The organism is Streptomyces sp. NPDC087263 (assembly GCF_044744645.1).
GTDB lineage: Bacteria > Actinomycetota > Actinomycetes > Streptomycetales > Streptomycetaceae > Streptomyces.
The window spans coordinates 247,948-269,592 of the sequence record NZ_JBIUYT010000012.1 but is presented as its reverse complement, the minus strand read 5'-3'; the positions used below and the strand labels follow the sequence as shown (position 1 = coordinate 269,592).

The following is a 21,645-nucleotide window of genomic DNA, read 5'->3' as shown; positions in this document are numbered from 1 at the left end:
ACAGCCCCCGGCGCCGCCGTGCTGTCGCCCCTCGCCCGTCGCCCGACCGGCCCATGCACTGGCCGACCGCGCACCGTACGGCCCGGCGGTCGGCCGGACGGTGGCCGCCAAACCGACGGCGTTTCCCACCTTCGCCATGGCCGCGCCGACCGGAATCGGCGGACCTGCCGGGCACGATCATGGACCGACCTGCTATCGCCTTGATGGCTCACCCGCGACGACACCCGGCGACGTCGTTTCGCGGTTCCTCGGACAGCCCGGCCGCCCAAGGCTCCCGCACTCCGGGAAGGCCACTCCTGGAGAGAGCCCAGCCCTCCCTGTCACAACCAGCCACGGACACATACCGTTTGGAGCGGCCGGGCACCGCATCTGGAGTCGTTGGCCCTGGGTCTCACCCAAGGAACGACAGCCGAACCCGCCTGTCCGGATTATCGCGAATCGTATCCACCAGACACACCGACTGCCACGTCCCCAGTTCCAGGCTCCCGCCCAGCACAGGCAGCGTCGCGTGAGGCGGCACGATCGCGGGGAGGACGTGGTCGCGGCCGTGGCCGGGGCTGCCGTGGCGATGCTGCCAGCGGTCGTCGGCGGGGAGCAGGGAGTGCAGGGCGGCGAGGAGGTCGTCGTCGCTGCCTGCGCCGGTTTCGATGATCGCGATGCCGGCGGTCGCGTGGGGCACGAAGACGTTCAGGAGGCCGTCGCGACCGGCTGCCGCCTCCCTGAGGAAGGCCTCGCAGTCGCGGGTGAGGTCGACGATCGCCTCCGAGGAGCCGGTGGCGACGTTCAGGACTCGGGTGGTGAAGGCATCGGACATGCCCCAATCCTCGCTCGCATACGCCGGATCTCGCACCTGCTTCGACAGGGACCTACGGCCGTCCACGACCGCGACTGGCCCCCGCCCAGGAGTCGTGACCACGACTGGGTCCGCCGGGAAGATCCCGGACCCCGGTCCGGTTAGTAGAAGCGTGAACGACACCGGGGTACAAGCGCGCGAAGCCGACGCCGAGACCGGCACGGATGTCACGGATGTCACGGATTTCGACGTAGTGGTGATCGGGGCCGGGCAGGCCGGCCTGTCCAGCGCCTATCACCTGCGGCGCACCGGCTTCGAGCCCGGGCGCGACTTCGTGGCCCTCGACCACGCGCCGCGTCCGGGCGGCGCGTGGCAGTTCCGCTGGCCTTCGCTGACGTACGGCAAGGTGCACGGGATGCACTCCCTGCCCGGCATGGAACTGACGGACGCGGACCCGGCGCGCCCGTCGGCCGAGGTCGTCGCGGAGTACTTCGACGCGTATGAGCGCGCCTTCGACCTGCGAGTACGCCGCCCGGTCGACGTACACGCGGTGCGTGAGGGCCCACGGGACCGGCTGCTCGTGGAGACCTCGGCCGGGAACTGGTCGGCGCGTGCGCTGATCAATGCCACGGGTACCTGGGACCGGCCGTTCTGGCCTCGCTATCCCGGTCAGGAGACCTTCCGCGGGCGGCAGTTGCACACGGCGCAGTACCCCGGCCCGCAGGAGTTCGCCGGGCTACGGGTGGTCGTCGTGGGCGGCGGCGCGTCCGGCACGCAGCATCTGATGGAGATCGCCCCGTACGCGGCCCGAACCACCTGGGTGACGCGCCGGCCGCCCGTCTTCCGCGAGGGGCCCTTCAACGAGGAGTTCGGCCGGGAGGCCGTGGCGATGGTCGAGGACCGGGTCCGTCAGGGGCTGCCGCCGCAGAGCGTGGTCTCGGTGACCGGACTCCCGCTGAACGACGCGATCCGGCAGGCTCTGCACGACGGAGTCCTGGACCGGCAGCCGATGTTCGACCGGATCACTCCGGACGGTGTCGCGTGGGACGACGGGCGTCACGTGGACGCCGACGTCATCCTTTGGGCGACCGGTTTCCGGCCCGCCATCGACCATCTGGCACCCCTGCGACTGCGCGAGCCGGGCGGCGGCATCCGTGTCGAGGGGACGCGCGCGGTCGCCGATCCGCGAATCCACCTCGTCGGGTACGGCCCCTCGGCGAGCACCATCGGCGCCAACCGGGCCGGCCGCGCCGCGGTACGGGACATCAGGCGGCTGCTGGCGGGAGCGCCGGTCGCCGCCTGATGCCCCGTACCACCTGATGCCCCGTACGACGGCTCAGCGGGTGGGACTCGGGGAGGTGGAGGTGGCCTTCCGGTTCTGGTTGAACTCGGCGACGTTCCTCAAGTGCTCCTCGTAGCTGCCCGTGAAGCGGGTGTCGCCCGGCTTGACCGTGACGAAGTACAGCCAGTCACCCGGTGCCGGAGAGATCGCCGCGCGCATCGCCTCCTCGCCAGGATTGGCGATCGGGGTCGGCGGCAGACCCATGCGCTGGTACGAGTTGTAGGGACTGTTGATCTGCGTGTCGCTCTGGCTCGTGTTCAGGGTGGAACGGTTCAGCGCGTAGTTGATGGTGGAGTCCATCTGCAGCGGCATGCCCCTCTCCAGGCGGTTGAAGATGACCCGGGCCACCTTCCCCATGTCCTCCTTGGTCGCCGCCTCGGCCTGGACGATGCTCGCGATGGTGACCGCCTGGTAGACGTTCATCGCGTTGCGCTGCGCCCCGGCCGCGACCGGGGCCTTGTTGAACTTCTGGTTCGCGGTACCGACCATGAAGGACAGGAGTGATTCCGGAGTCGACTTCTTGTCGATCGGATACGTCGCCGGGAAGAGGTAACCCTCCGGGTTGCCCTCCGCGTCGTTCGGCAACTTCAGGTTGGCCTTTCCGAGCGACTTCTTGGCAGTGCCCGGCGGGATCCGGAGAACTTTGTCGACGGCGTCGTAGATCTGGCCGGCGCGCCAGCCCTCCGGGATCACGAGGGCCGCGGGCGGCGCGTCCTCGCCTCCCATGCTCAGCAGCGGCACCGCCACGGCGGTGGCCGCCACGACGGCTCCGGTCGCGATGAGGGCGCCCCGGCCCCGGCGCGTCAGTCGAGTCGTGCTCCGAATCGTGCTCCGTGGCGGAGTGTTCATCTGCATGCGGGCACGGTAACCCGCCAATGCCTACAAACCCGACATATCTTCATCTTGTCGGCTCCAATTGGGCGTCCCGGTGGACGAGGGCGGCATAGCGCCCGCCCTGCTCCAACAGCTCCTCGTGCGTGCCCCGTTCGACCGCCTGACCGGCATCGAGGACCACGATCTGGTCGGCCCCCCGAATGGTGGACAGCCGGTGGGCGATGGTGAGTGTGGTCCGGTTGGCCGACAGCGCGTCGATCGCCTCCTGCACGGCGTGCTCCGTACGGGTGTCCAGGGCGCTGGTCGCCTCGTCGAGGATGAGCACCGGCGGGTCGCGCAGGATGGTGCGGGCGATGGCGAGGCGCTGCTTCTCCCCGCCCGAGAACCGGTGGCCGCGCTCGCCCACGACCGTGTCGTACCCGTCCGGCAGGGATGCGATGTGGTCGTGGATCTGGGCCGCCTGCGCCGCCCCCCGCAGCTCCTCGTCGGTGGCGTCCGGCTTGGCGAAGCGCAGGTTCTCGGCGACCGAGGCGTGGAAGAGGTACGTCTCCTGGGAGACGACGCCGACCGCGCGCGCGAGCGTGTCGAAGTCCAGGTCGCGGACATCGACCCCGTCGAGCGTGACCCGCCCGCCCGTGACGTCGTACAGCCGCGGCACCAGATAGCTGAGCGTGGACTTGCCCGCACCGGTCGGGCCGACGACGGCGAGGCTGCCGCCCGCCGGGACGGTGATGTCGATGCCGTCGAGGATCGGGCCGCTTCTGTCGTCGTAGCGGAACTCGACGTCCTCGAAGCGGATCTCGCCCTTGACCCGGTCGAGGTGGACGGGATTGTCCGGCTCGGTGATGTCTATGGGGAGATCGAGGTACTCGAAGATGCGCTGGAAGAGCGCGAGCGAGGTCTGGATCTGCACGCCGGTGGACAGCAGGCTGACCGTCGGGCGGAACAGGCCCTGCTGGAGGGAGACGAAGGCGACGAGTGTGCCGATCGACACCGTCGGGCCACCGAGCTTGAAGGCGATACCGGCGGTCCAGTAGATGACGGCGGGCATGCCGGCCATCACGATGGTGATGACGGCCATACGCCAGCGGCCGACCATGTTCGACCTCACTTCGAGGTCGACAAGGCGCTCGGATTCGTCCCCGAAGGACTTCGTGAGCGAGTCGGCGCGGCCCATGGTGCGGCCGAGCAGGATGCCGCTGACGGAGAGCGACTCGGTGACGGTGGCGGCCATCGTGGCCATCTGCTTCTGGCGCTCCGTGGCGATCTTCTTGCGCTCGCGGCCGACCCGGCGGCTGATCCAGACGAAGACCGGCAGCAGGAGCAGCGAGACGGCGGTGAGCCGCCAGTCAAGCGCGAGCATCGCCACGATCGTGGCGACGACGCTGGTGAGGTTGGAGACCAGCGAGGTGGCGGTAGAGGTGACGGTCGCCTGCATGCCGCCGATGTCGTTGGCGATACGGGACTGGACCTCGCCGGTGCGGGTCCGGGTGAAGAAGGCGAGCGACATGCGCTGGAGCCGACCGTAGACGGCGGTGCGCAGGTCGTGCATGACGCGCTGGCCGACGGTCGTCGAGATCAAGGTCTGGAGCACGCCGAAGATACTGGTGACGACCGCGCTGAGGATCATGCCGAGGGCGAGCAGGCTCAGCAGACCCGTGCGGCCCTGCGGGATCGCCACGTCCAGGATTTCCTTCAGCAGGAAGGGCGTGGCGACGGAGACGAGGGACGCGGCGCCGACCAGCAGGCCGACGACCGCGAGACGGCCCCGATAGGGCCGGAAGAGCTTCAGGATGCGCCGCACCTGCCGCGGCTGTTGTTCCTTGTCGGCACGCGGCCGTTCCTTGTCGCCACGTGTCCGATCTCTGTCGGCACGCGACTGTTCTCTGTCAGCAGGTGACGGGGTCCAGGTTGGTCGGTCGGGACGCATGGGCTCCTACGGGAGATGAGACGACGATGACTTGTGGTGACCACTGATCACTGATCACTGATCACTGATCACGAGTTGCGGAAATTTGTGATGCCTGGCGGAGCATAGCTCATTGTTACCTATACTCACAATGAACAAGGTCCTGATATTGTTCCCACATGACCACCTCCGATGTCGACGGCCTGCTCGCCGAGCAACTGCTGCGGCTGACCCGCCGAGTGCATCGCATCCAGAAGCGCCATCTGGAGCATCGCGAGCTGGGCATCACACCAGCCCAGTCCCGCCTGCTGCGCACACTCGCGCACTACAGCTCACCGCCCCGCATGGCCGATCTGGCCGAGCGCCTGGAGGTGGTACCCCGCGCCGTGACCACTCTGGTCGACGGTTTGGAGACAAGCGGCATGGTGCGCCGGGTCCCGGATCCGACCAACCGGCGAGTGATCCGTATAGAGGTCACGGACGAGGGTCGCAAGGCACTGGGCGAGCTGCGCGCCGCGCGCCGATCGGCCGCGGACGAGATCCTCGCTCCCCTGACCGACGAGCAGCGCGAAGTGCTCGGCGGACTGCTGAACACACTGGTGGACGGGGTGCCGGCGCGGAGGCACGGCTGCTGAGAGTCCCGGTACAGCGCGCGGTGGGGCCACAGCAGTGGGACCACGCGATCGGGCCGCGGCGCCGACTCCATAGTGCTGGAGTCGGCGCCGCGGCCCGATCGGGAGCTGCTTCGGTCAACTGACCTCGGCTGCGGACTCCTTGGCCGTCGGAGCGGGTGCATCTGCCTCAGCCGCCTGCTCAGGTACGTCGACCTCAGCGGCCTGTGCCGGTACGTCGACCTCGGCGGCCCGCGCGGGCACGTCAACCTTGGCCGACCGAGGCCCCTGCACCGGCACCTCCGGGTCCTCCACCTCGCCTTCCTCCCCGAACACGATCTCCCCGTCCAGCACCTTCCTCGCCCGGTCCGCGTCCAGCGCGCCCTCCCAGCGAGACACGGCGAAGACCGCGACGCAGTTGCCGAGCAGGTTCGTCACGACGCGCATCGAGTCCATGATGCGGTCGACACCCAGGAGCAGGGCGACGGCGCCGGCCGGGATGGCTCCCAGGGAGGACGCGGTCGCGGACAGCGCGAGGAAGGCCGAACCGGGAATGCCCGCCATGCCCTTGCTGGTCAGCATGAGCACGAGGATCACGGTGATCTGCTGGCCCAGACTCAGGTCCACGCCCACGGCCTGCGCGATGAACAGCGTGCCGATGGACAGATAGAGCGAGGCGCCGTCGAGGTTGAAGGAGTAGCCCGTCGGCAACACCAGACCCACGGCGTCGTCACGGGCACCGGCCCGGCGCAGCTTCTGCATCACCCGCGGCATGACCGACTCGGTGGAGGCGGTGCCGAGCGCGAGGAGGATCTCCTCACGGATGTAGCGGACGAACTTCCAGAGGCTGAGCCCGGTGACCACCTTGAGCGCGACGCCGAGCAGCGCGATGAAGAGTGCGGCGGCCGCGTAACACAGGATGATCAGCTTGGCGTACGTCTCGATCACCCCGAGCCCGTACTGGCCGATGAGGACGGCCATCGCACCGAACACCGCGATCGGGGCGAGCCGCATGATGAAGCCGACGACCGCGAAGATGATCTCCTGGGCCTGCTCGATGGCGGGCAGGACCTGCGGCACCTTGGTGTGACCCAGGTGCAGCAGCGCGGCGCCCACCAGGCAGGCCAGGACGAGCACTTGGAGGAGTTCGTTCTCGGCGAAGGCGCCGATGAAACTGGTGGGAAGCGCGTTGAGGACGAACTCTGTCGTCGAGGGCAGTGAACCGCCACCGGTCTTCGCGTCGACCGCCGAGGTGTCGAGCGTGGACGGGTCGACGTTCATGCCCGAGCCGGGCTGGACGACGTTGGCGGCGACAAGACCGATGAACAGGGCGACCGTGCTCGCGACCTCGAACCAGATCAGGGCCTTGAGCCCGATCCGGCCGAACGCCTTGAGATCACCGGCCTTCGCGATACCGACCACGACCACACAGAACACCAACGGCGAGATGATCGTCTTGATGAGCCGGGTGAAACCGTCACCGAGCGGCTGAAGCTCCGCGGCCGTGCCCGGCCACAACTTTCCGACGATGATTCCGAGCACAAGCGCGCAGGCGACCTGCGCGAACAGTGAGGTACGCAGTATGTGTGCGACGCGTCGCGGGGACGGTACGGGCGGCGGCACGGGCACTCCTCCGAGCAGACTTCTGGTATGCGGAAAAGCGCTTCCGCGGTGATCACTATTGAGGAGTGATTGATTCCGCTGGAGACCTCCGTGTCACGTCCGTGTAAATCATGGACGTGACACGGAGTTCCTCTCCGTGGCCCCTGCCGCCTCAGCAGCCGCTGCGGTCCTCGGTCAGTACGCCCTGCACAGTGGCCAGAGTGCGGTCATAACACCCGGCCGAGCCGTACAAGCGGTAGCGCTCTCTCGTCGTACCGACCGCGTGGCGCTGGTCACGCGGCGCGTTCGCCGTATACGTCGTGTCGCCCGCGTAGGTGTCGTCGAGCCGTGACCACGCGGTGCGCCGCCCGCCGCGCTTCTCGTCGACCGCCGCCCGGTCACCGAGCGTCAGGACGGTGCGCAACCGGTCGTCCGCGCCCAGCGTGGTGGTCCCGTCCATCGTGTACGTCCGCTGCGTGCGGGTCACGGCGGCCGGCCCCCGTCCGTCGACGGTGACCGTCTCGTCGTCGGTCCAGGTGGCCTTGAGCCCGTCCGTGTTCTCGCCGTCCGTCCAGCGGTGCACGGAGGTGTTCGCCAGTTCGCGGCTCACCGTGGTCTTCACCCGGCCGTGCGAGGTGTCGACGTACCCGGCGACCGTCAGCCGGTGGCTTCCTTCGGTGTCCAGACGGTGTTCCGAACCGGGTGTGTACGTCGAGGAGTTGGCGAGAGTGCCTGCCTTGACCTCCGTCAGCGCACCGCTCACGTGCTCCTTCTTCGCGTCCTGCCAGACCAGCACGTTGACCGGGGCGCTCCATCCGCTCTGCCCCTCGGGGACACCCACGACGGAGACGTCGATCCGGTGCGGGCGACCGTCGTTGAGGAGTCCCGCGAACGGCGTCAGGTCGTACTCGATGGGCTTGATGTCAAAAGCGCGCGGACCCGGAATCACGTACCAGAGGAAGGGGTTGGACCAGCCGCCCGTCCACACGGTCGGGAACGGCTCAGCGATACCGGCGAGTTGGCCGTCGACCTTGATCTGCACCTCCCGGTAGGGGCCGCTGTCGGCCTCGCAGGAGTACGGCGCCGATGCGGGCACCGTCAGATACCAGTACTCCTCGCAGCCGCCGCCGGACCCGGTCGCGTACACCTCGGCGACGATGCGCTCGCTGTTGCGCGGGGTGGTCAGGGCGCCGTCCTGGAGGGTGAGGACGCTGTCGGGGGTCGAGGCCGTGGCCTGCTTGGCGGTGCCTTCGGCGGCGTAGAACGTCAGGGTGACCTTGACATCGATGATGCCGGTGTACGTGCCGTCGACGACGTTGCCGATGAGCATCTCGACGGGTTGTGCCGCGCGCAGGGTGTCGCTGTACCGCGTGACGTCCTTCTCGACGGACCACTCGATGCCGTCGGGCGAGGGCTCGGGAGTGGACGTACGGAAGATCTCGACGCCGCCGATGTGAAGGTAGCCGAGACGGTCGAACTGCCGTCCCTTGACGTTGCCGTCGAGTCGCAGCACGACCTTGCTCCAGCGGTCACCGCAGTCGCCGGGAGGTGCATAGCTGCCCTCGTACGGCGTGAAGTCCCTGAACTGTGCCTGCGCGACGGTGACTTCACATGATCGCGTGTCGGGCTTGGTGACGGGCGGCGCCGCGGTCACCGGGTCGTGCCAGTCGGTGCCGAACTCGGCGGGTGGGTCGGCGGACTGGGCGGCGGGCGCCGGGCTCGCTCCGAGGAGCATGCTCGCCAGAAGGGTCGCTCCGGAGAGCATGGACATGATGATCCGTCTTCTCATGGGCGGTGTTCTACGGGGAATTGGCGCCCGGCCGCAATGGCCCCTCCCTTCACACCCATCTCACTCGCCCCTCAGATCCGCACTGTCGCCCCTCACCCCGACAGTGCGACGCCGCTCCGATGGACAGCTGAAGGACGCGGCTGATTCCTTGCCCTGGGGCGGAAAACCGCTTGCTTTCGACCACGCTCCGACGCGAACCTTTCACGGTTTGTTGCCGACAGTTGCCGGGCTCCGCGGTCGATCGACTGCGACTCCACGGTTTCCTCCGCCCCCTGACACGAGCCGCTTGGACGTCATGCAGATTCAAGACCTTCCGTATCCCGACCCGGGAGTGCCCGACGCGCGCTCGGGTCCCCGCTTCCTGTGGTGGCTCGGCCGGAATCAGCTCGGTGGGCAGTTCAAGGCCCTCGCCTGGGGGCTGCTGCACTTCGTGTCGGTCTCCGGGCTGCCGTTCTGCGTGGGCCTCGCCGTCCAGGCCGTCGTCGATCGCTCCGGCACCCGGCTGGCGCTGACCGGTGCAGTGATGGTGCTGTGCGGGGCGGGCATCGCGCTGGGCGAGACCATGCTGCACCGCGCGGCGGTCACCAACTGGATCCTGGCCGCCGCACGCGTCCAGCAGCTGCTGGCCCGCAGGACCGCCCAGCTCGGCTCCGCGCTCACCCGTCGGGTCGCGGCCGGCGAGGTCGTCGCGGTCTCCACGGGTGACGTCGAGAAGATCGGCTGGTTCGTGGAGGCGGTGTCGCGGTTCACGGCGGCGGCGCTCACCATCGTGCTGGTCTGCATCGGTCTGGTCGTCTATCAGCCGGCGCTCGGCGTGATCGTCGCCGTGGGCGTGCCCGTCCTGGCACTCGCCGCGCTGCCGCTGCTGCCCCGCGCCACCCGGCGCGCCGACTTCCAGCGCGAGAAGGCCGGCCGCGCCACCGAGCTGGCCGCGGACACCGTCGCGGGCCTGCGGGTGCTGCGTGGCATCGGCGGCGAGGAACTGTTCCTCGACCGCTACCGCCGTGCCTCCCAGGAAGTCCGCCACGCGGCCGTACGCAGCGCCCGGATGTGGTCACTGATCTCGGCCATCCAGGTGCTGCTGCCCGGTCTGCTGCTGATCGCCGTCGTCTGGCACGGCGTGGGTCTGGCCCGCGACGGCCGGATCACGGTCGGTGAACTGGTCACCGTGTACAGCGCGGTCATGCTGCTCACCTACCCGCTGCGGCACTTCGAGGAGATCGCCATGGCGTACTCCTTCTCACGCCCGTCCGCCAAGCGCGCCGCCCGGGTACTGTCCCTCGAACGCGCCATGGACAGCGTCGGGTCACGAGCGGCAGAGGCGCCGACCGGGGACCTGTACGACCCCGCGACCGGGCTGCTCGCGCCCGCCGGGCGGCTCACCGCGGTGGTGTGCGGCGACCCGGACATGGCGGGACTGCTCGCCGAGCGGCTGGGCGGACATCCCGGTGTCGAGGGCACTTCGGCGCTCCTCGGCGGAGTACCGCTGGACGAACTCCCTCTCGACTCGGCCCGCACCGCCGTCCTCGTCCAGGACAAGGACCCGGTGCTGCTGTCCGGCTCGCTGCGCGAGCTGCTCGACGTGCCCTCGTCGGGCGCGGTGAGCGCCGCCGAGGCGCTGGCGGCCGCGCAGTGCGGTGACGTACTGGACGCGCTCGGCGAGGGGTCGCTGGGCACGGAGGACCCGATGGACGCCCGCGTCACCGAACGCGGCCGCTCCTTGTCGGGCGGCCAGCGCCAGCGTCTCGCGCTGGCCCGGTCGCTGATCACCGATCCCGAGGTACTCGTCCTCGACGAGCCGACGTCCGCCGTCGACTCGCACACCGAGGCACGGATCGCCGACGGCGTCCGCGCTCTGCGCACCGGCCGCACCACAGTGGTCTTCACCTCCTCGCCGCTGCTCCTGGACCACGCCGACCGGGTCGTGCTGGTGCACGAGGGCGAGGTCGCGGCGGTCGGCGTACACCGCGAGCTGCTCCACAGCGAGCCGCGGTACCGCGCCGTGGTGACCCGGGAGACCGACGAGGAGGCCCCGGAGGGCGGCGCACTGGCAGCCGTACTCAAAGAGGAAGCCGCGCGGGAAGAGCTGGAAGAGATCGACGCAGACGTACTCGGAGACGTACTGGAAGAAATCGAGGAGACCGCATGATCGGCCTGGCGCCACCGGCCTACGATCCGGCGGCCCCGACGACGGCGAACACGCTGCCCGTCGGCGCCCCCGCGACCGTACGCGCCTACGTGGCCGAACTGTTCCAACGGCACCGCCGGGCCTTCCTGTTGCTCGTCAGCGTCAACACCGTGGCCGTCGTGGCCTCGATGGCCGGGCCCTACCTGCTGGGCTCGGTCGTCGAGGGGGTCTCGGACCAGGCACGTGAGCTCCATCTGGAACGCACGATCGTGCTGTTCGTCCTCGCCCTCGTCATAGAGGCCGTGTTCGTACGTCAGGTGCGGCTGCGCGGCGCCATGCTCGGCGAGCGGATGCTGGCCGACCTGCGCGAGGACTTCCTCGTACGGTCGGTGGGGTTGCCGCCCGGCGTGCTGGAGCGGGCCGGAACGGGCGACCTGCTGTCCCGCATCACCACGGACATCGACCGGCTCGCCAACGCAATGCGCGAGGCCGTGCCCCAGCTGGCCATCGGCGTCGTGTGGGTTGCTTTGCTGCTGGGCGGACTCGCGGTGACGGCGCCGCCGCTCGCCCCCGCCGTGCTGATCGCCGTACCACTCCTGGTGGTCGGCTGCCGCTGGTACTTCAAGCGCGCGCCGTCCGCCTACCGCTCGGAGGCCGCCGGCTACGCCGCCGTGGCCGGTGTCCTCGCCGAAACCGTGGACGCCGGGCGCACCATCGAGGCCCACCGGCTGGGCGAGCGCCGCATCGACCTGTCGGACCGTCGGGTCAAGGAGTGGACCTCCTGGGAGCGCTACACGCTCTTCCTGCGCTCGGTGCTCTTCCCCGTCGTCAACATCACCCATGTCACCGTCCTCTGCTCGGTCCTGATGATCGGCGGGGTCTTCGTCCTGCAGGACTGGATCAGCGTCGGCCAGCTGACGACAGGCGCGCTCCTCGCGCAGATGCTCGTCGACCCGGTGGGGCTGATCCTGCGCTGGTACGACGAGCTGCAGGTCGCCCAGGTTTCGCTGGCCCGGCTGGTCGGTGTCCGGGACATCGAGGCCGCCGCGAGCGATCCGGGGGTGGCTCCGGACGGGCGTGACGTGCGCGCGGACCAGGTGCACTTCAGCTACCGCGCCGGCGTGGACGTCCTGCGGGACGTCTCCTTGTCGGTCGCACCCGGCACCCGGCTCGCCCTGGTCGGCCCGTCCGGCGCGGGCAAGTCCACGCTGGGGCGCCTGCTCGCCGGGATCTACGCACCCCGGGACGGCCGGATCACCCTTGGCGGCGCGGAGCTGTCGCGGATGCCCGCCGAGGAGGTGCGCTCCCACGTGGCCCTGGTCAACCAGGAGCACCACGTCTTCGTGGGCTCCCTGCGCGACAACCTGCTGCTTGCCCGGACCGGTGCCGTCGACGCCGAGCTGTGGGCGGCACTCGGCGCGGTCGACGCGGACGGCTGGGCTCAGGCCCTGGACGACGGCCTGGACACCGAGGTCGGCTCGGGCGGGCTGGCACTGACTCCGGCCCAGGCCCAGCAGATCGCGCTGGCCCGGCTGGTGCTCGCCGATCCGCACACGCTGGTCCTGGACGAGGCGACCTCGCTCCTCGACCCCCGTGCGGCCCGTCACCTGGAACGCTCCCTTGCCCGTGTCCTCGACGGCCGCACCGTGGTCGCCATCGCCCACCGGCTGCACACCGCTCACGACGCGGACATCATCGCCGTCGTCGAGAACGGCCGCATCACCGAACTCGGCGGTCACGACCAGCTGGTCGCCGCCGACGGTGCGTACGCCGCACTGTGGCGGTCCTGGCACGGGTGAGCGAGCGGGCCTGGCCGGTCCATATGCGCCCCTGGACACCCGTGGGCGCACATGGTCGGGCCGTGTGGCGTTGCGCGGTGCCGAAGGGGGGTGGAAGGCTGGACATGGACACCGGCCCGGGGATTCCCCGGAAACCACCCGGTTCACACCGGGTGACGCCTGTGTCCAGCGGCCCGCGCGCCCGCCGTCGAGCGCGGCGCAATCGGGCCCGGCCCGCACCACCTGGAGGTAGCCGTGGACAGCTCCGACGGATGGGGAGACGATGTCTACCAGCCCGACGGATCCGAGGTACAGGATGACGCGGGGCTGCTCGACGCCGAGGACACCCTCGACTCCGACGGCGTCGGTGACCCCCTCGACCGGGGCTGGTCCCCGCCGGAGCGGCCATGGGCGGTGGAACACTCCGGGGTGACGGCCGCGGAACGCCACCAGGGCGAGACCCTGGACCAGCGGCTCGCGGAGGAAGTCCCCGACATCGCCGAACCCGTCGGAGACGGCATCGGCGACTGCCAGGGCTCCGACGGCGAACCTCTGGACAACGAGGTGGGCACGCTCCGCTCCGGGCGTCTCGTGGCCCCCGACGAAGGGGCTCACGAGGACGAGGAGAGCGAGCTCTTCGCCATGGACATAGGGATCGACGGCGCCGCGGCCTCCGCCGAGGAGGCCGCGATGCACATCGTCGACGACGACTCGCCGTACGACTGACCGGGCCGCCCCACCACTCCCCCGCAAGGAGCATCCACCATGCAGCAGGACAAGCAGCCCGACTACCACCCCGTCGTCTTCCGCGACCGCGCCGCCGGGTACGCCTTCCTCACCCGCTCCACCGCGACGAGCGAGAGGACCATCGACTGGGACGACGGCGAGACCTACCCCGTCGTGGACGTCGAGATCTCCTCGGAGAGCCATCCGTTCTACACGGGGAAGGCACGGACGGTGGACTCGGAGGGGCGGATCGCTCAGTTCGAGCGGCGGTACGGAGGCGGGAGCCAGGGCGCTAGCGGGTCGGGTACGGCATGACCGCGTGACCCGGTCACTCAGAAGACATTGAGCGCCGCCGCACACCCCACCCCGCCCAGCAGTATGAACACCGGCATCAGCACCTTGAGCTCCACCCAGCTGCCCGCCCGGAAGCGCAGCATCTTGGGCGGGCCGATCGGGTACCAGCGCTTGCGGCCGACCGGGATCGGCCACAGGATCGGGCAGCCCGAGACCGTCAGGGCGTCCCCGATGTCGTGGACCAGGGCGCCCAGGACGACCGGCAGCCCGAGCCACAGGTACTCCTGACCGGGGGCCGTGAACAGCCAGTCCGCGCCGTTGCCCGGCTTGTCCAGGGTTCCCGCGAGGATCCAGGCACTGGTCGCGGCCAGCAGCCAGACCAGGACGTCGGCACTGGAGCCGCGGGTCGCCTTCCAGAGCAGCCCCTCGATGGCGAGCACCAGATGCACGAACAGGATGGCCAGGACCGCCCAGCGGCCTCCCGTGATCGCGGCGCCCGAAGAACCCACACCCAGGAGCACCGCCCACAGCCAGGTGTGCGTCAGCGTTCGATGACCGCCGGAGCGGCGCGGGTCGCCCGGCTTGCGTGTCCCCTTGTAGACGGCGTACGAGAGCTTGTCGACGACCTCGCACAGCCACTTGGACAGGGGCCCGAAGGCGCGCGAGATGGTGGCCGCCTTGTGGTCCAGGTCGGGGGCGAGCGCGGCACCCGCGCAGATCAACGCGCCGACCAGAAGGACCGGCCAGGGCATGGTGTGACCGGCGGCGGCCGCCGCCGCTCCGACGCCGAGCCAGGCCGCTGCTCCCGATAGTGAGTGTGCTGGTCCCATCATGGTCGTTCCCCGCCCCATTCCTCTTGTGCCGCTGTCCAGTTGCCCGCATGCGCTGACACTTCGTCGGCGGCACAGCGTAGCGTTCGCGATCTTCGAGCCGGCATCCGATTCCCCCATCGAGTGGGTTCACAGGCAAGATGGGTGCGTGACCCTTATCGATCAGCTGCCGCAGACCGCAGACCCCGACGCCCTCTACGAAGCCTTCGAGTCGTGGGTCGGGGAACGCGGTCTCACCCTCTATCCCCACCAGGAGGAGGCGCTGATCGAGGTGGTTTCTGGTGCGAACGTGATCGTCTCGACGCCCACCGGCTCGGGCAAGAGCATGATCGCCGCGGGCGCGCACTTCGCCGCGCTCGCCCGTGACGAGGTCACCTTCTACACGGCGCCGATCAAGGCCCTCGTCTCGGAGAAGTTCTTCGAGCTGTGCAAGATGTTCGGCACCGAGAACGTCGGCATGCTGACCGGCGACGCCTCCGTGAACGCCGACGCCCCCATCATCTGCTGTACCGCCGAGGTGCTGGCTTCCATCGCGCTGCGCGACGGCAAGCACGCCGACGTCGGCCAGGTCGTGATGGACGAGTTCCACTTCTACGCTGAGGGCGACCGCGGCTGGGCGTGGCAGATCCCGATCCTGGAACTGCCACAGGCGCAGTTCATCCTGATGTCGGCGACGCTCGGCGACGTCTCGATGTTCGAGAAGGACCTCACCCGGCGCACCGGCCGTCCCACGTCGGTGGTCCGCTCGGCGACCCGGCCCGTGCCGCTGTCCTACGAATACGTGCTGACTCCGCTGACGGAGACCCTCACCGAGCTGCTGGCGACGAAGCAGGCTCCCGTCTACATCGTGCACTTCACGCAGGCGCAGGCCGTGGAGCGGGCGCAGGCGCTGATGAGCATCAACATGTGCACGCGTGAGGAGAAGGACAAGATCGCCGACCTGATCGGCAACTTCCGCTTCACCACCAAGTTCGGCCAGAACCTCTCCCGTTACGTGCGCCACGGCATCGGCGTGCATCACGCGGGCATGCTGCCCAAGTACCGACGGCTCGTGGAAAAGCTGGCCCAGGCCGGTCTCCTGAAGGTCATCTGCGGTACGGACACCCTCGGTGTCGGGGTCAACGTGCCCATTCGCACCGTGCTGTTCACGGCGCTGGCGAAGTACGACGGCATCCGGGTCCGGACCCTTCGTGCCCGCGAGTTCCATCAGATCGCCGGCCGCGCCGGGCGCGCCGGCTACGACACCTCGGGCTTTGTCGTCGCGCAGGCGCCCGAGCACGTCATCGAGAACGAGAAGTCGCTCGCCAAGGCCGGCGATGACCCGAAGAAGCGCCGCAAGGTGGTGCGCAAGAAGGCTCCCGAGGGCTTCGTCGGGTGGACGGACAGCACCTTCGAGAAACTCATCACCTCCGAGCCCGAGCCACTGACCTCCCGTTTCCGGGTCACCCACACAATGCTCCTTTCGGTGATCGCCCGGCCCGGGAACGCCTTCGAGGCGATGCGGCACCTGCTGGAGGACAACCACGAGCCGCGCAAGCAGCAGTTGCGGCACATCCGGCGGGCGATCGCCATCTACCGCTCGCTCCTGGACGGCGGCGTCGTCGAGAAGCTCGACAAGCCGGACGCCGAGGGCCGCATCGTGCGCCTCACCGTCGATCTGCAGCACAACTTCGCGCTCAACCAGCCGCTGTCGACCTTCGCGCTCGCCTCGTTCGAGCTCCTGGAGCCCGAATCCCCCTCGTACGCCCTGGACATGGTGTCCGTCGTCGAGTCCACGCTGGACGATCCGCGGCAGATCCTCGCGGCCCAGCAGAACAAGGCGCGCGGCGAGGCCGTGGGGGCGATGAAGGCGGACGGCGTCGAGTACGAGGAGCGCATGGAGCGGCTCCAGGAGGTGTCGTACCCCAAGCCCCTGGAGGAGCTGCTCTTCCACGCCTACAACGTCTACCGCAAGAGCCATCCGTGGGTCGGTGACCATCCGCTGTCGCCGAAGTCCATCATCCGTGACATGTACGAACGGGCGATGACCTTCACGGAGTTCGTCTCCCACTACGAGCTGGCCCGTACCGAGGGCATCGTCCTGCGCTACCTCGCCAGTGCCTACAAGGCCCTTGAGCACACCGTCCCGGACGACCTGAAGTCCGATGACCTGGAGGATCTGATCGCCTGGCTGGGCGAGATGGTGCGTCAGGTCGACTCCAGCCTCCTGGACGAGTGGGAGCAGCTCGCCAACCCCGAGGTGATGACGGCCGAGGAGGCCCAGGAGAAGGCCGACGAGGTCAAGCCGGTCACCGCGAACGCCCGCGCCTTCCGCGTCCTGGTCCGCAACGCCATGTTCCGGCGCGTCGAACTCGCCGCCCTCGACCATGTGAACGAGCTCGGTGAGCTGGATGCCGACTCCGGCTGGGACGCCGATGCCTGGGGTGAGGCGATGGACAAGTACTGGGACGAGTACGAGGACCTCGGCACCGGCCCCGACGCACGCGGCCCCAAGCTGCTGTCGATCGTGGAGGAGCCGCAGAATGCCCTGTGGCGCGTCCGGCAGACCTTCGCCGACCCGAATGGCGATCACGACTGGGGCATCAGCGCGGAGGTCGACCTCGTGGCCTCCGACGCCGAGAGCCGCGCGGTCGTCCGGGTCACCGACGTCGGCCAGTTGTGAGCACAGGAGAATCCCCCACATGACGAATCCAGCCGAGAGCCTTGTCGACCTGCTCGACCTCGAGCAGATCGAGGTCAACATCTTCCGTGGCCGCAGCCCGCAGGAGTCACTGCAGCGGGTGTTCGGCGGCCAGGTGGCCGGGCAGGCGCTGGTCGCCGCCGGGCGCACCACGGAAGGCGACCGACCGGTGAACTCGCTGCACGCGTACTTCCTGCGCCCGGGAATCCCGGGCGTGCCGATCGTGTACCAGGTCGAACGGGTCCGGGACGGGCGGTCGTTCACCACCCGTCGCGTCACCGCCGTGCAGCAGGGCCGCACGATCTTCAATCTGACCGCCTCCTTTCACAAGCCTGAGGAAGGGAGCTTCGAGCATCAGCTGCCGCCGGCCCGCGAGGTTCCGGATCCGGAATCGCTGCCGACGCTGGCGCAGGAGATCAAGGAGCATCTGGGCACGCTCCCCGAAGCGTTGGAGCGCATGGCGCGGCGCCAGCCCTTCGACATCCGTTATGTGGACCGGCTCCGCTGGACTCCTGAGGAGATCAAGGACGCCGAGCCTCGCAGCGCGGTGTGGATGCGCGCCGTCGGGCCGCTGGGCGACGACCCACTCGTGCACACGTGCGCGCTGACGTACGCGAGCGACATGACCCTCTTGGACGCCGTCCGCATTCCGGTGGAGCCGCTGTGGGGTCCGCGAGGCTTCGACATGGCGTCGCTGGACCACGCGATGTGGTTCCACCGGCCGTTCCGGGCGGACGAGTGGTTCCTGTACGACCAGGAGTCGCCGATCGCGACGGGCGGGCGCGGGCTGGCCCGCGGACGCATCTACGACCAGGGAGGCCGCCTGCTCGTCTCGGTTGTCCAAGAGGGGCTTTTCCGGGCTCTGTAGGGAATTGGCCTGGCGGTCAGAGGTTCCTGCGGCGCAGCCAGCCGAGCAGCTTCCGCGGTCGCTCAGGCTCCTGGGGTTTCTCGGGCACTTCGGGCCGGGGACGGTCCGGCGGAGCGAGCGGCCCCGGCCGGGAGGACATCGGCTGTGCGGCCATCGATGGTGGAGGAGTCGGCTGTGAAGCCCTTGGCACGGGGCGCGGAGCAGGGCGGAGATCGCGGGCCTCGGCGAGAAGCTGTCCCAGGTCGGCCCGGAGCCAGCTGATCTCGTCGGGATCGCCAGCCGTCATGATCCGCGAGGCGGTCTGCGCAGCAGGAGAGTCGGGTGTGCCGTGCAGGGCGCGTTCGGGCCGGAGGCGGTTCACATAGGCGCGCTCGTACGGATCCCTGACGATCTCGGCGACGTCGACCGGGTCGAGCAGGGACGCCACGATCGCTGCCCGCTCCCAGGGGTCCTCGCTCTGCCGCAACAGGAATCCCATGTGGCGCCCCCGCCAGTTGCGAGGACGGAGGTCCAACCCTTCGTCCAGCTGGTCGCGGAGCCCTTCGGGCGTACGGCCGCTCAGCAGCCTGACGTTGTTCTTGTCGGCCGCGAACTGCCGCAGCTCTTCCGCCAGATACAGCCACACGACCGCCCGGTAACGGTTGAGGTAGACCTTCACAGGAACCACCAGACCCAACCGAGCGAGGCGCGTGAACCTGGCGGTCGTCACCTCCATGAGGGCGGCTCCCTCGGCTGTGCCCACGGCTTTGACGCGATCCCTCAGGGCCTCCGGGTAGCCGTCCTCGGAGCGCACCCGGTCGATCTCCGTGCGGGAGACTCGGCGTCCTCCCCCTTCGTCAGGGAGGGTCCGAACGCACCCGAGGTGTACGGCGAGTTCGAACTCACCGCGCCTGAGCTCGAGTTCTCGCGCGGCACGGCTGAGCGAGAGAGACGGTCGGCGTGCCCCTGTGCCTGCCGGGACTGCGGCAGGAACGGCAGGCACAGAGATGCCGGCCGCGGACGTGGCGGCTGGTGTGATGGCCGTGATGGTGTTACCGGACATGGCGGTTCTCCCCCGTTGTACGAGTTGCTCGCGCTGGCGTGCGCTTGCTTCGGGAAAAACCGTAGCCGGTTCGGCCGATCTCGCGTCGAGCCTGTGGATAACTCCGGCCATGACGGCGTTCGTGCAGGTCAGCGGTCTTCGACGGGTGCGTTCTCCGGATGCCGCTCGTCCACGCCGAGGTGCTCGCCGACACGGTTCACGAGCAAGGTCATCTCGTACGCGACCTGGCCGATGTCTGCCTCCGCGGCGGTGAGGACACACAGACAACTGCCGGCGCCCGCGGCGGTGACGAAGAGCACCGCGTCGTCGAACTCGATCATCGTCTGGCGCACCTGGCCCGCGCCGAAGTGGCGGCCGGAGCCCTTGGCGAGGCTGTGCAGGCCTGACGAGACGGCTGCGAGATGTTCGGCGTCCTCACGTCGAAGTCCCGTGCTCGCGCCCCTCACCAGCCCGTCGTTGGAGAGCACCAACACGTGCCGTACGTGTGCGACGCGCTCTGTGAGGTCGTCCAGCAACCAGCCGAGTCCCGTCTGCACCATGATCCGGTCCCCCCGTGGTGTCCCTCCCCCTGACCGGAGGATCTGGCCAGCCAGCCTTCACCACAGCCGCTGCCCCGGCAAGGAGGATGGACGCATGGCACAGAAGATGACCGACGAGCAATGGCGGGCGTTCGTCTTGCACGGAACCCGCACTGGAAAACTGTCGACCGTCCGAGCCGACGGAGGGCCCCATGTGGCGCCGATCTGGTTTCTGCTGGACGGTGACGACCTGGTCTTCAACACGTCGAAGGAGAGCGTCAAGGGACGGAATCTGGCCCGGGACGGGCGGGTCGCGTTGTGTGTGGACGACGACCGGCCGCCCTTCGCCTTCGTGGTCCTTGAAGGACGGGCCGAACTCTCGGAGGACCTCGACGAACTGCGGCGCTGGGCCGGCCGGATCGGCGCCCGCTACATGGGTGAAGAGCGCGCCGTGGAGTTCGGGGAGCGCAACGGGGTTCCCGGTGAGCTCCTCGTACGCGTAAGGATCAGTAAGGTTCTGGCCTACGCCGCAGTGGCCGACTGAGAGTCGCGATCCGCCCGCGGCCGGGCCAGGGCACCCCGGGCGGCCGCGACGTCTGTCAGCCGACGGAGTCGAGCAGCCGGGCGGTGTGTACCCGCCCGGCGTACTCGACAAGACGAATCAGCACTTCCTTCCCGGAGTCGCGGTCACGGGCGTCGCAGAGCACCACGGGCGTGCCCTGATCGAGATCGAGGGCACGGGACACGTCCTGAGCACCGTAGGCACGGGCACCCGTGAAGCAGTTGACGGCCACCACGAACGGGATGTGCCGGTGCTCGAAGTAGTCCACCGCGGGGAAGCAGTCCTCGAGCCGTCTGGTGTCCGCGAGGACAACGGCGCCGAGAGCCCCCTGTGAGAGCTCGTCCCACAGGAACCAGAACCGGTCCTGGCCCGGCGTTCCGAAGAGGTAGAGCGAGAGACCGGACCTGATGGTGATCCGGCCAAAGTCCATGGCGACGGTCGTCGTGACCTTCTGGTCGACACCGTCGGTGTCGTCCACCGACTCTCCCAGCTCGCTCAGCAGTTCCTCGGTGCGCAGCGGCCTGATCTCACTGACCGCGCCCACCAGGGTGGTCTTGCCCACGCCGAATCCACCGGCGACCAATATCTTCAATGCCAGGGCGCTCATGTCACCATCCGAGGCATCGGAGTTCTCGGAGACCATCGATCACTTCTCTCGGGAGTGCCGGCAACGGTCGATGTGGGTACGTCCGTTCGGGGTCCGGGTCGGTAACTCTGTGTGGGTGCGCGAAGTCAGCATCATGACAACTTCAACCCCTCTTCGAGGGAAGGGAGCGCAATTTGTCCGTTGTGGCCGCCTCCCGCTCATCCGGTATCTGGATGTGCCGGCAAATGGCCGCATTACACGGCGTCTTGGTTCATCGGCTGCTTGGTTGTCGCTGACTTCGTTCGTCCTTGCCCTGCTCATCTAGAGCGCCCTCAGTCCATCGATCACCTCGCGGAGGATCCGCTCATCGGGCAACTGGGCAGGAGGAACCGGGCGGCTCACCGTGACACAGCCCAGTTCCAGGAGATCGCCCAGGAGCACCCTGACCACGCCCACCGGCAGGTCGGCGTCGGCGGAGAGTTCGGCCACCGACTGTGTCTCGATACGGCACAGCTCGATCAAGGCCCGGTGTTCCGGTCCCAGTGAGGTGTCGTCATCGACGCCGGGTGCGCCCGTATCGAGCGTGACAAGGGCGATGAGGTCGAAGCGCACGCCCGTGGGGCCGGGTTTGGTGCGCCCACCTGTCATCGCGTAAGGGCGGACGAGGGGGCCGGCCTCATTGTCGTACCACTGGCTGCCCTCCTGCTGGAGGGCGCCCGACATGTCCTCGGTCATCTGCACCGACCGTCCTCG

19 protein-coding genes are annotated in these 21,645 nt (G+C 69.0%); 9 read left to right on the top strand and 10 right to left on the bottom strand.

Annotated elements, in window-relative coordinates; all coding sequences use genetic code 11:
- Nucleotides 1–391 precede the first annotated feature (391 nt).
- Nucleotides 392–814, bottom strand: a complete 423-nt coding sequence (locus tag ACIPC1_RS33940; protein ID WP_402524075.1) for a secondary thiamine-phosphate synthase enzyme YjbQ — start codon at nucleotides 812–814, stop codon at nucleotides 392–394.
- 232 nt (nucleotides 815–1,046) lie between these two features.
- Between ACIPC1_RS33940 and ACIPC1_RS33935 the strand changes: the two genes are divergently transcribed.
- A complete protein-coding gene (locus tag ACIPC1_RS33935) occupies nucleotides 1,047–2,096 on the top strand; it encodes an NAD(P)-binding domain-containing protein (protein WP_402524129.1) in 1,050 nt (349 codons plus the stop codon).
- Between the two features lie 33 nt (nucleotides 2,097–2,129).
- Here ACIPC1_RS33935 and mltG read toward each other — a convergent pair whose 3' ends face one another.
- Both mltG and ACIPC1_RS33925 read right to left on the bottom strand, forming a co-directional pair.
- Complete coding sequence (mltG, locus tag ACIPC1_RS33930; RefSeq protein WP_402524073.1) at nucleotides 2,130–2,990, bottom strand: endolytic transglycosylase MltG; 861 nt, start codon at nucleotides 2,988–2,990, stop codon at nucleotides 2,130–2,132.
- A 43-nt stretch (nucleotides 2,991–3,033) separates the two neighbouring features.
- Nucleotides 3,034–4,899 carry an ABC transporter ATP-binding protein gene (locus ACIPC1_RS33925; RefSeq protein WP_402524070.1) on the bottom strand — a complete coding sequence of 622 codons (1,866 nt, stop codon included), beginning with the start codon at nucleotides 4,897–4,899 and terminating at the stop codon, nucleotides 3,034–3,036.
- Nucleotides 4,900–5,057: 158 nt separating this feature from the next.
- On the opposite strand from ACIPC1_RS33925, the gene ACIPC1_RS33920 reads away from it, so the two are divergent.
- Nucleotides 5,058–5,513 carry a MarR family winged helix-turn-helix transcriptional regulator gene (locus tag ACIPC1_RS33920; RefSeq protein WP_402524067.1) on the top strand — a complete coding sequence of 152 codons (456 nt, stop codon included), beginning with the start codon at nucleotides 5,058–5,060 and terminating at the stop codon, nucleotides 5,511–5,513.
- Nucleotides 5,514–5,627: 114 nt separating this feature from the next.
- Here the strand turns inward: ACIPC1_RS33920 and ACIPC1_RS33915 are convergent, their stop codons facing one another.
- A complete protein-coding gene (locus tag ACIPC1_RS33915) occupies nucleotides 5,628–7,112 on the bottom strand; it encodes a cation:dicarboxylate symporter family transporter (protein ID WP_402524065.1) in 1,485 nt (494 codons plus the stop codon).
- Between the two features lie 151 nt (nucleotides 7,113–7,263).
- Nucleotides 7,264–8,880: a peptide-N4-asparagine amidase gene (locus ACIPC1_RS33910; RefSeq protein WP_402524063.1), complete on the bottom strand. Its 1,617-nt coding sequence runs from the start codon at nucleotides 8,878–8,880 to the stop codon at nucleotides 7,264–7,266.
- A 295-nt stretch (nucleotides 8,881–9,175) separates the two neighbouring features.
- Between ACIPC1_RS33910 and ACIPC1_RS33905 the strand changes: the two genes are divergently transcribed.
- The 4 genes from ACIPC1_RS33905 (at nucleotide 9,176) to ACIPC1_RS33890 (ending at nucleotide 13,827) form a co-directional block, all read left to right on the top strand.
- Nucleotides 9,176–11,029, top strand: coding sequence for an ABC transporter transmembrane domain-containing protein (locus ACIPC1_RS33905; RefSeq protein ID WP_402524061.1), 1,854 nt, complete (start codon nucleotides 9,176–9,178; stop codon nucleotides 11,027–11,029).
- Entirely contained in the window at nucleotides 11,026–12,807 is a 1,782-nt protein-coding gene (locus ACIPC1_RS33900) for an ABC transporter ATP-binding protein (protein ID WP_402524058.1), read from the top strand. Before ACIPC1_RS33905 ends, ACIPC1_RS33900 begins: the two co-directional genes overlap by 4 nt.
- Before the next feature lie 234 nt (nucleotides 12,808–13,041).
- The gene (locus tag ACIPC1_RS33895) at nucleotides 13,042–13,512 is read left to right on the top strand and encodes a DUF5709 domain-containing protein (RefSeq protein WP_402524056.1); all 471 of its coding nucleotides are present in this window, start codon (nucleotides 13,042–13,044) and stop codon (nucleotides 13,510–13,512) included.
- 39 nt (nucleotides 13,513–13,551) lie between these two features.
- Nucleotides 13,552–13,827 (top strand): type B 50S ribosomal protein L31, encoded by a 276-nt coding sequence (locus ACIPC1_RS33890; RefSeq protein ID WP_402524053.1) that lies wholly within the window; start codon nucleotides 13,552–13,554, stop codon nucleotides 13,825–13,827.
- Between the two features lie 17 nt (nucleotides 13,828–13,844).
- Here the strand turns inward: ACIPC1_RS33890 and ACIPC1_RS33885 are convergent, their stop codons facing one another.
- Nucleotides 13,845–14,639: a metal-dependent hydrolase gene (locus tag ACIPC1_RS33885; RefSeq protein WP_384378219.1), complete on the bottom strand. Its 795-nt coding sequence runs from the start codon at nucleotides 14,637–14,639 to the stop codon at nucleotides 13,845–13,847.
- A 145-nt stretch (nucleotides 14,640–14,784) separates the two neighbouring features.
- On the opposite strand from ACIPC1_RS33885, the gene ACIPC1_RS33880 reads away from it, so the two are divergent.
- The gene (locus tag ACIPC1_RS33880) at nucleotides 14,785–17,298 is read left to right on the top strand and encodes a DEAD/DEAH box helicase (RefSeq protein ID WP_402524050.1); all 2,514 of its coding nucleotides are present in this window, start codon (nucleotides 14,785–14,787) and stop codon (nucleotides 17,296–17,298) included.
- Nucleotides 17,299–17,317: 19 nt separating this feature from the next.
- Nucleotides 17,318–18,184 (top strand): acyl-CoA thioesterase, encoded by an 867-nt coding sequence (locus ACIPC1_RS33875; RefSeq protein WP_402524048.1) that lies wholly within the window; start codon nucleotides 17,318–17,320, stop codon nucleotides 18,182–18,184.
- Between the two features lie 16 nt (nucleotides 18,185–18,200).
- Here ACIPC1_RS33875 and ACIPC1_RS33870 read toward each other — a convergent pair whose 3' ends face one another.
- Together ACIPC1_RS33870 and ACIPC1_RS33865 are read right to left on the bottom strand one after the other, a co-directional pair.
- Nucleotides 18,201–19,226 (bottom strand): DUF6397 family protein, encoded by a 1,026-nt coding sequence (locus tag ACIPC1_RS33870; RefSeq protein WP_402524046.1) that lies wholly within the window; start codon nucleotides 19,224–19,226, stop codon nucleotides 18,201–18,203.
- A 128-nt stretch (nucleotides 19,227–19,354) separates the two neighbouring features.
- Nucleotides 19,355–19,765: a roadblock/LC7 domain-containing protein gene (locus ACIPC1_RS33865; protein ID WP_402524044.1), complete on the bottom strand. Its 411-nt coding sequence runs from the start codon at nucleotides 19,763–19,765 to the stop codon at nucleotides 19,355–19,357.
- A gap of 94 nt (nucleotides 19,766–19,859) precedes the next feature.
- On the opposite strand from ACIPC1_RS33865, the gene ACIPC1_RS33860 reads away from it, so the two are divergent.
- Entirely contained in the window at nucleotides 19,860–20,288 is a 429-nt protein-coding gene (locus ACIPC1_RS33860) for a PPOX class F420-dependent oxidoreductase (RefSeq protein ID WP_384378204.1), read from the top strand.
- Between the two features lie 55 nt (nucleotides 20,289–20,343).
- On the opposite strand, the gene ACIPC1_RS33855 is transcribed toward ACIPC1_RS33860, so the two are convergent.
- A complete protein-coding gene (locus ACIPC1_RS33855) occupies nucleotides 20,344–20,949 on the bottom strand; it encodes a GTP-binding protein (protein ID WP_402524041.1) in 606 nt (201 codons plus the stop codon).
- Between the two features lie 264 nt (nucleotides 20,950–21,213).
- Nucleotides 21,214–21,627, bottom strand: coding sequence for a DUF742 domain-containing protein (locus ACIPC1_RS33850; RefSeq protein WP_384378198.1), 414 nt, complete (start codon nucleotides 21,625–21,627; stop codon nucleotides 21,214–21,216).
- Between the last annotated feature and the right edge of the window lie 18 nt (nucleotides 21,628–21,645).

What these genes read in the sequence shown, in the direction of transcription:
- ACIPC1_RS33940 (WP_402524075.1), bottom strand. Translation starts at nt 814, where the DNA reads ATGTCCGATGCCTTCACCACCCGAGTCCTGAACGTCGCCACCGGCTCC.
- mltG (WP_402524073.1), bottom strand. Translation starts at nt 2,990, where the DNA reads ATGCAGATGAACACTCCGCCACGGAGCACGATTCGGAGCACGACTCGA.
- ACIPC1_RS33925 (WP_402524070.1), bottom strand. Translation starts at nt 4,899, where the DNA reads ATGCGTCCCGACCGACCAACCTGGACCCCGTCACCTGCTGACAGAGAA.
- ACIPC1_RS33920 (WP_402524067.1), top strand. Translation starts at nt 5,058, where the DNA reads ATGACCACCTCCGATGTCGACGGCCTGCTCGCCGAGCAACTGCTGCGG.
- ACIPC1_RS33910 (WP_402524063.1), bottom strand. Translation starts at nt 8,880, where the DNA reads ATGAGAAGACGGATCATCATGTCCATGCTCTCCGGAGCGACCCTTCTG.
- ACIPC1_RS33905 (WP_402524061.1), top strand. Translation starts at nt 9,176, where the DNA reads ATGCAGATTCAAGACCTTCCGTATCCCGACCCGGGAGTGCCCGACGCG.
- ACIPC1_RS33900 (WP_402524058.1), top strand. Translation starts at nt 11,026, where the DNA reads ATGATCGGCCTGGCGCCACCGGCCTACGATCCGGCGGCCCCGACGACG.
- ACIPC1_RS33890 (WP_402524053.1), top strand. Translation starts at nt 13,552, where the DNA reads ATGCAGCAGGACAAGCAGCCCGACTACCACCCCGTCGTCTTCCGCGAC.
- ACIPC1_RS33885 (WP_384378219.1), bottom strand. Translation starts at nt 14,639, where the DNA reads ATGATGGGACCAGCACACTCACTATCGGGAGCAGCGGCCTGGCTCGGC.
- ACIPC1_RS33875 (WP_402524048.1), top strand. Translation starts at nt 17,318, where the DNA reads ATGACGAATCCAGCCGAGAGCCTTGTCGACCTGCTCGACCTCGAGCAG.
- ACIPC1_RS33870 (WP_402524046.1), bottom strand. Translation starts at nt 19,226, where the DNA reads ATGTCCGGTAACACCATCACGGCCATCACACCAGCCGCCACGTCCGCG.
- ACIPC1_RS33865 (WP_402524044.1), bottom strand. Translation starts at nt 19,765, where the DNA reads ATGGTGCAGACGGGACTCGGCTGGTTGCTGGACGACCTCACAGAGCGC.
- ACIPC1_RS33860 (WP_384378204.1), top strand. Translation starts at nt 19,860, where the DNA reads ATGGCACAGAAGATGACCGACGAGCAATGGCGGGCGTTCGTCTTGCAC.
- ACIPC1_RS33855 (WP_402524041.1), bottom strand. Translation starts at nt 20,949, where the DNA reads ATGGTCTCCGAGAACTCCGATGCCTCGGATGGTGACATGAGCGCCCTG.
- ACIPC1_RS33850 (WP_384378198.1), bottom strand. Translation starts at nt 21,627, where the DNA reads ATGACCGAGGACATGTCGGGCGCCCTCCAGCAGGAGGGCAGCCAGTGG.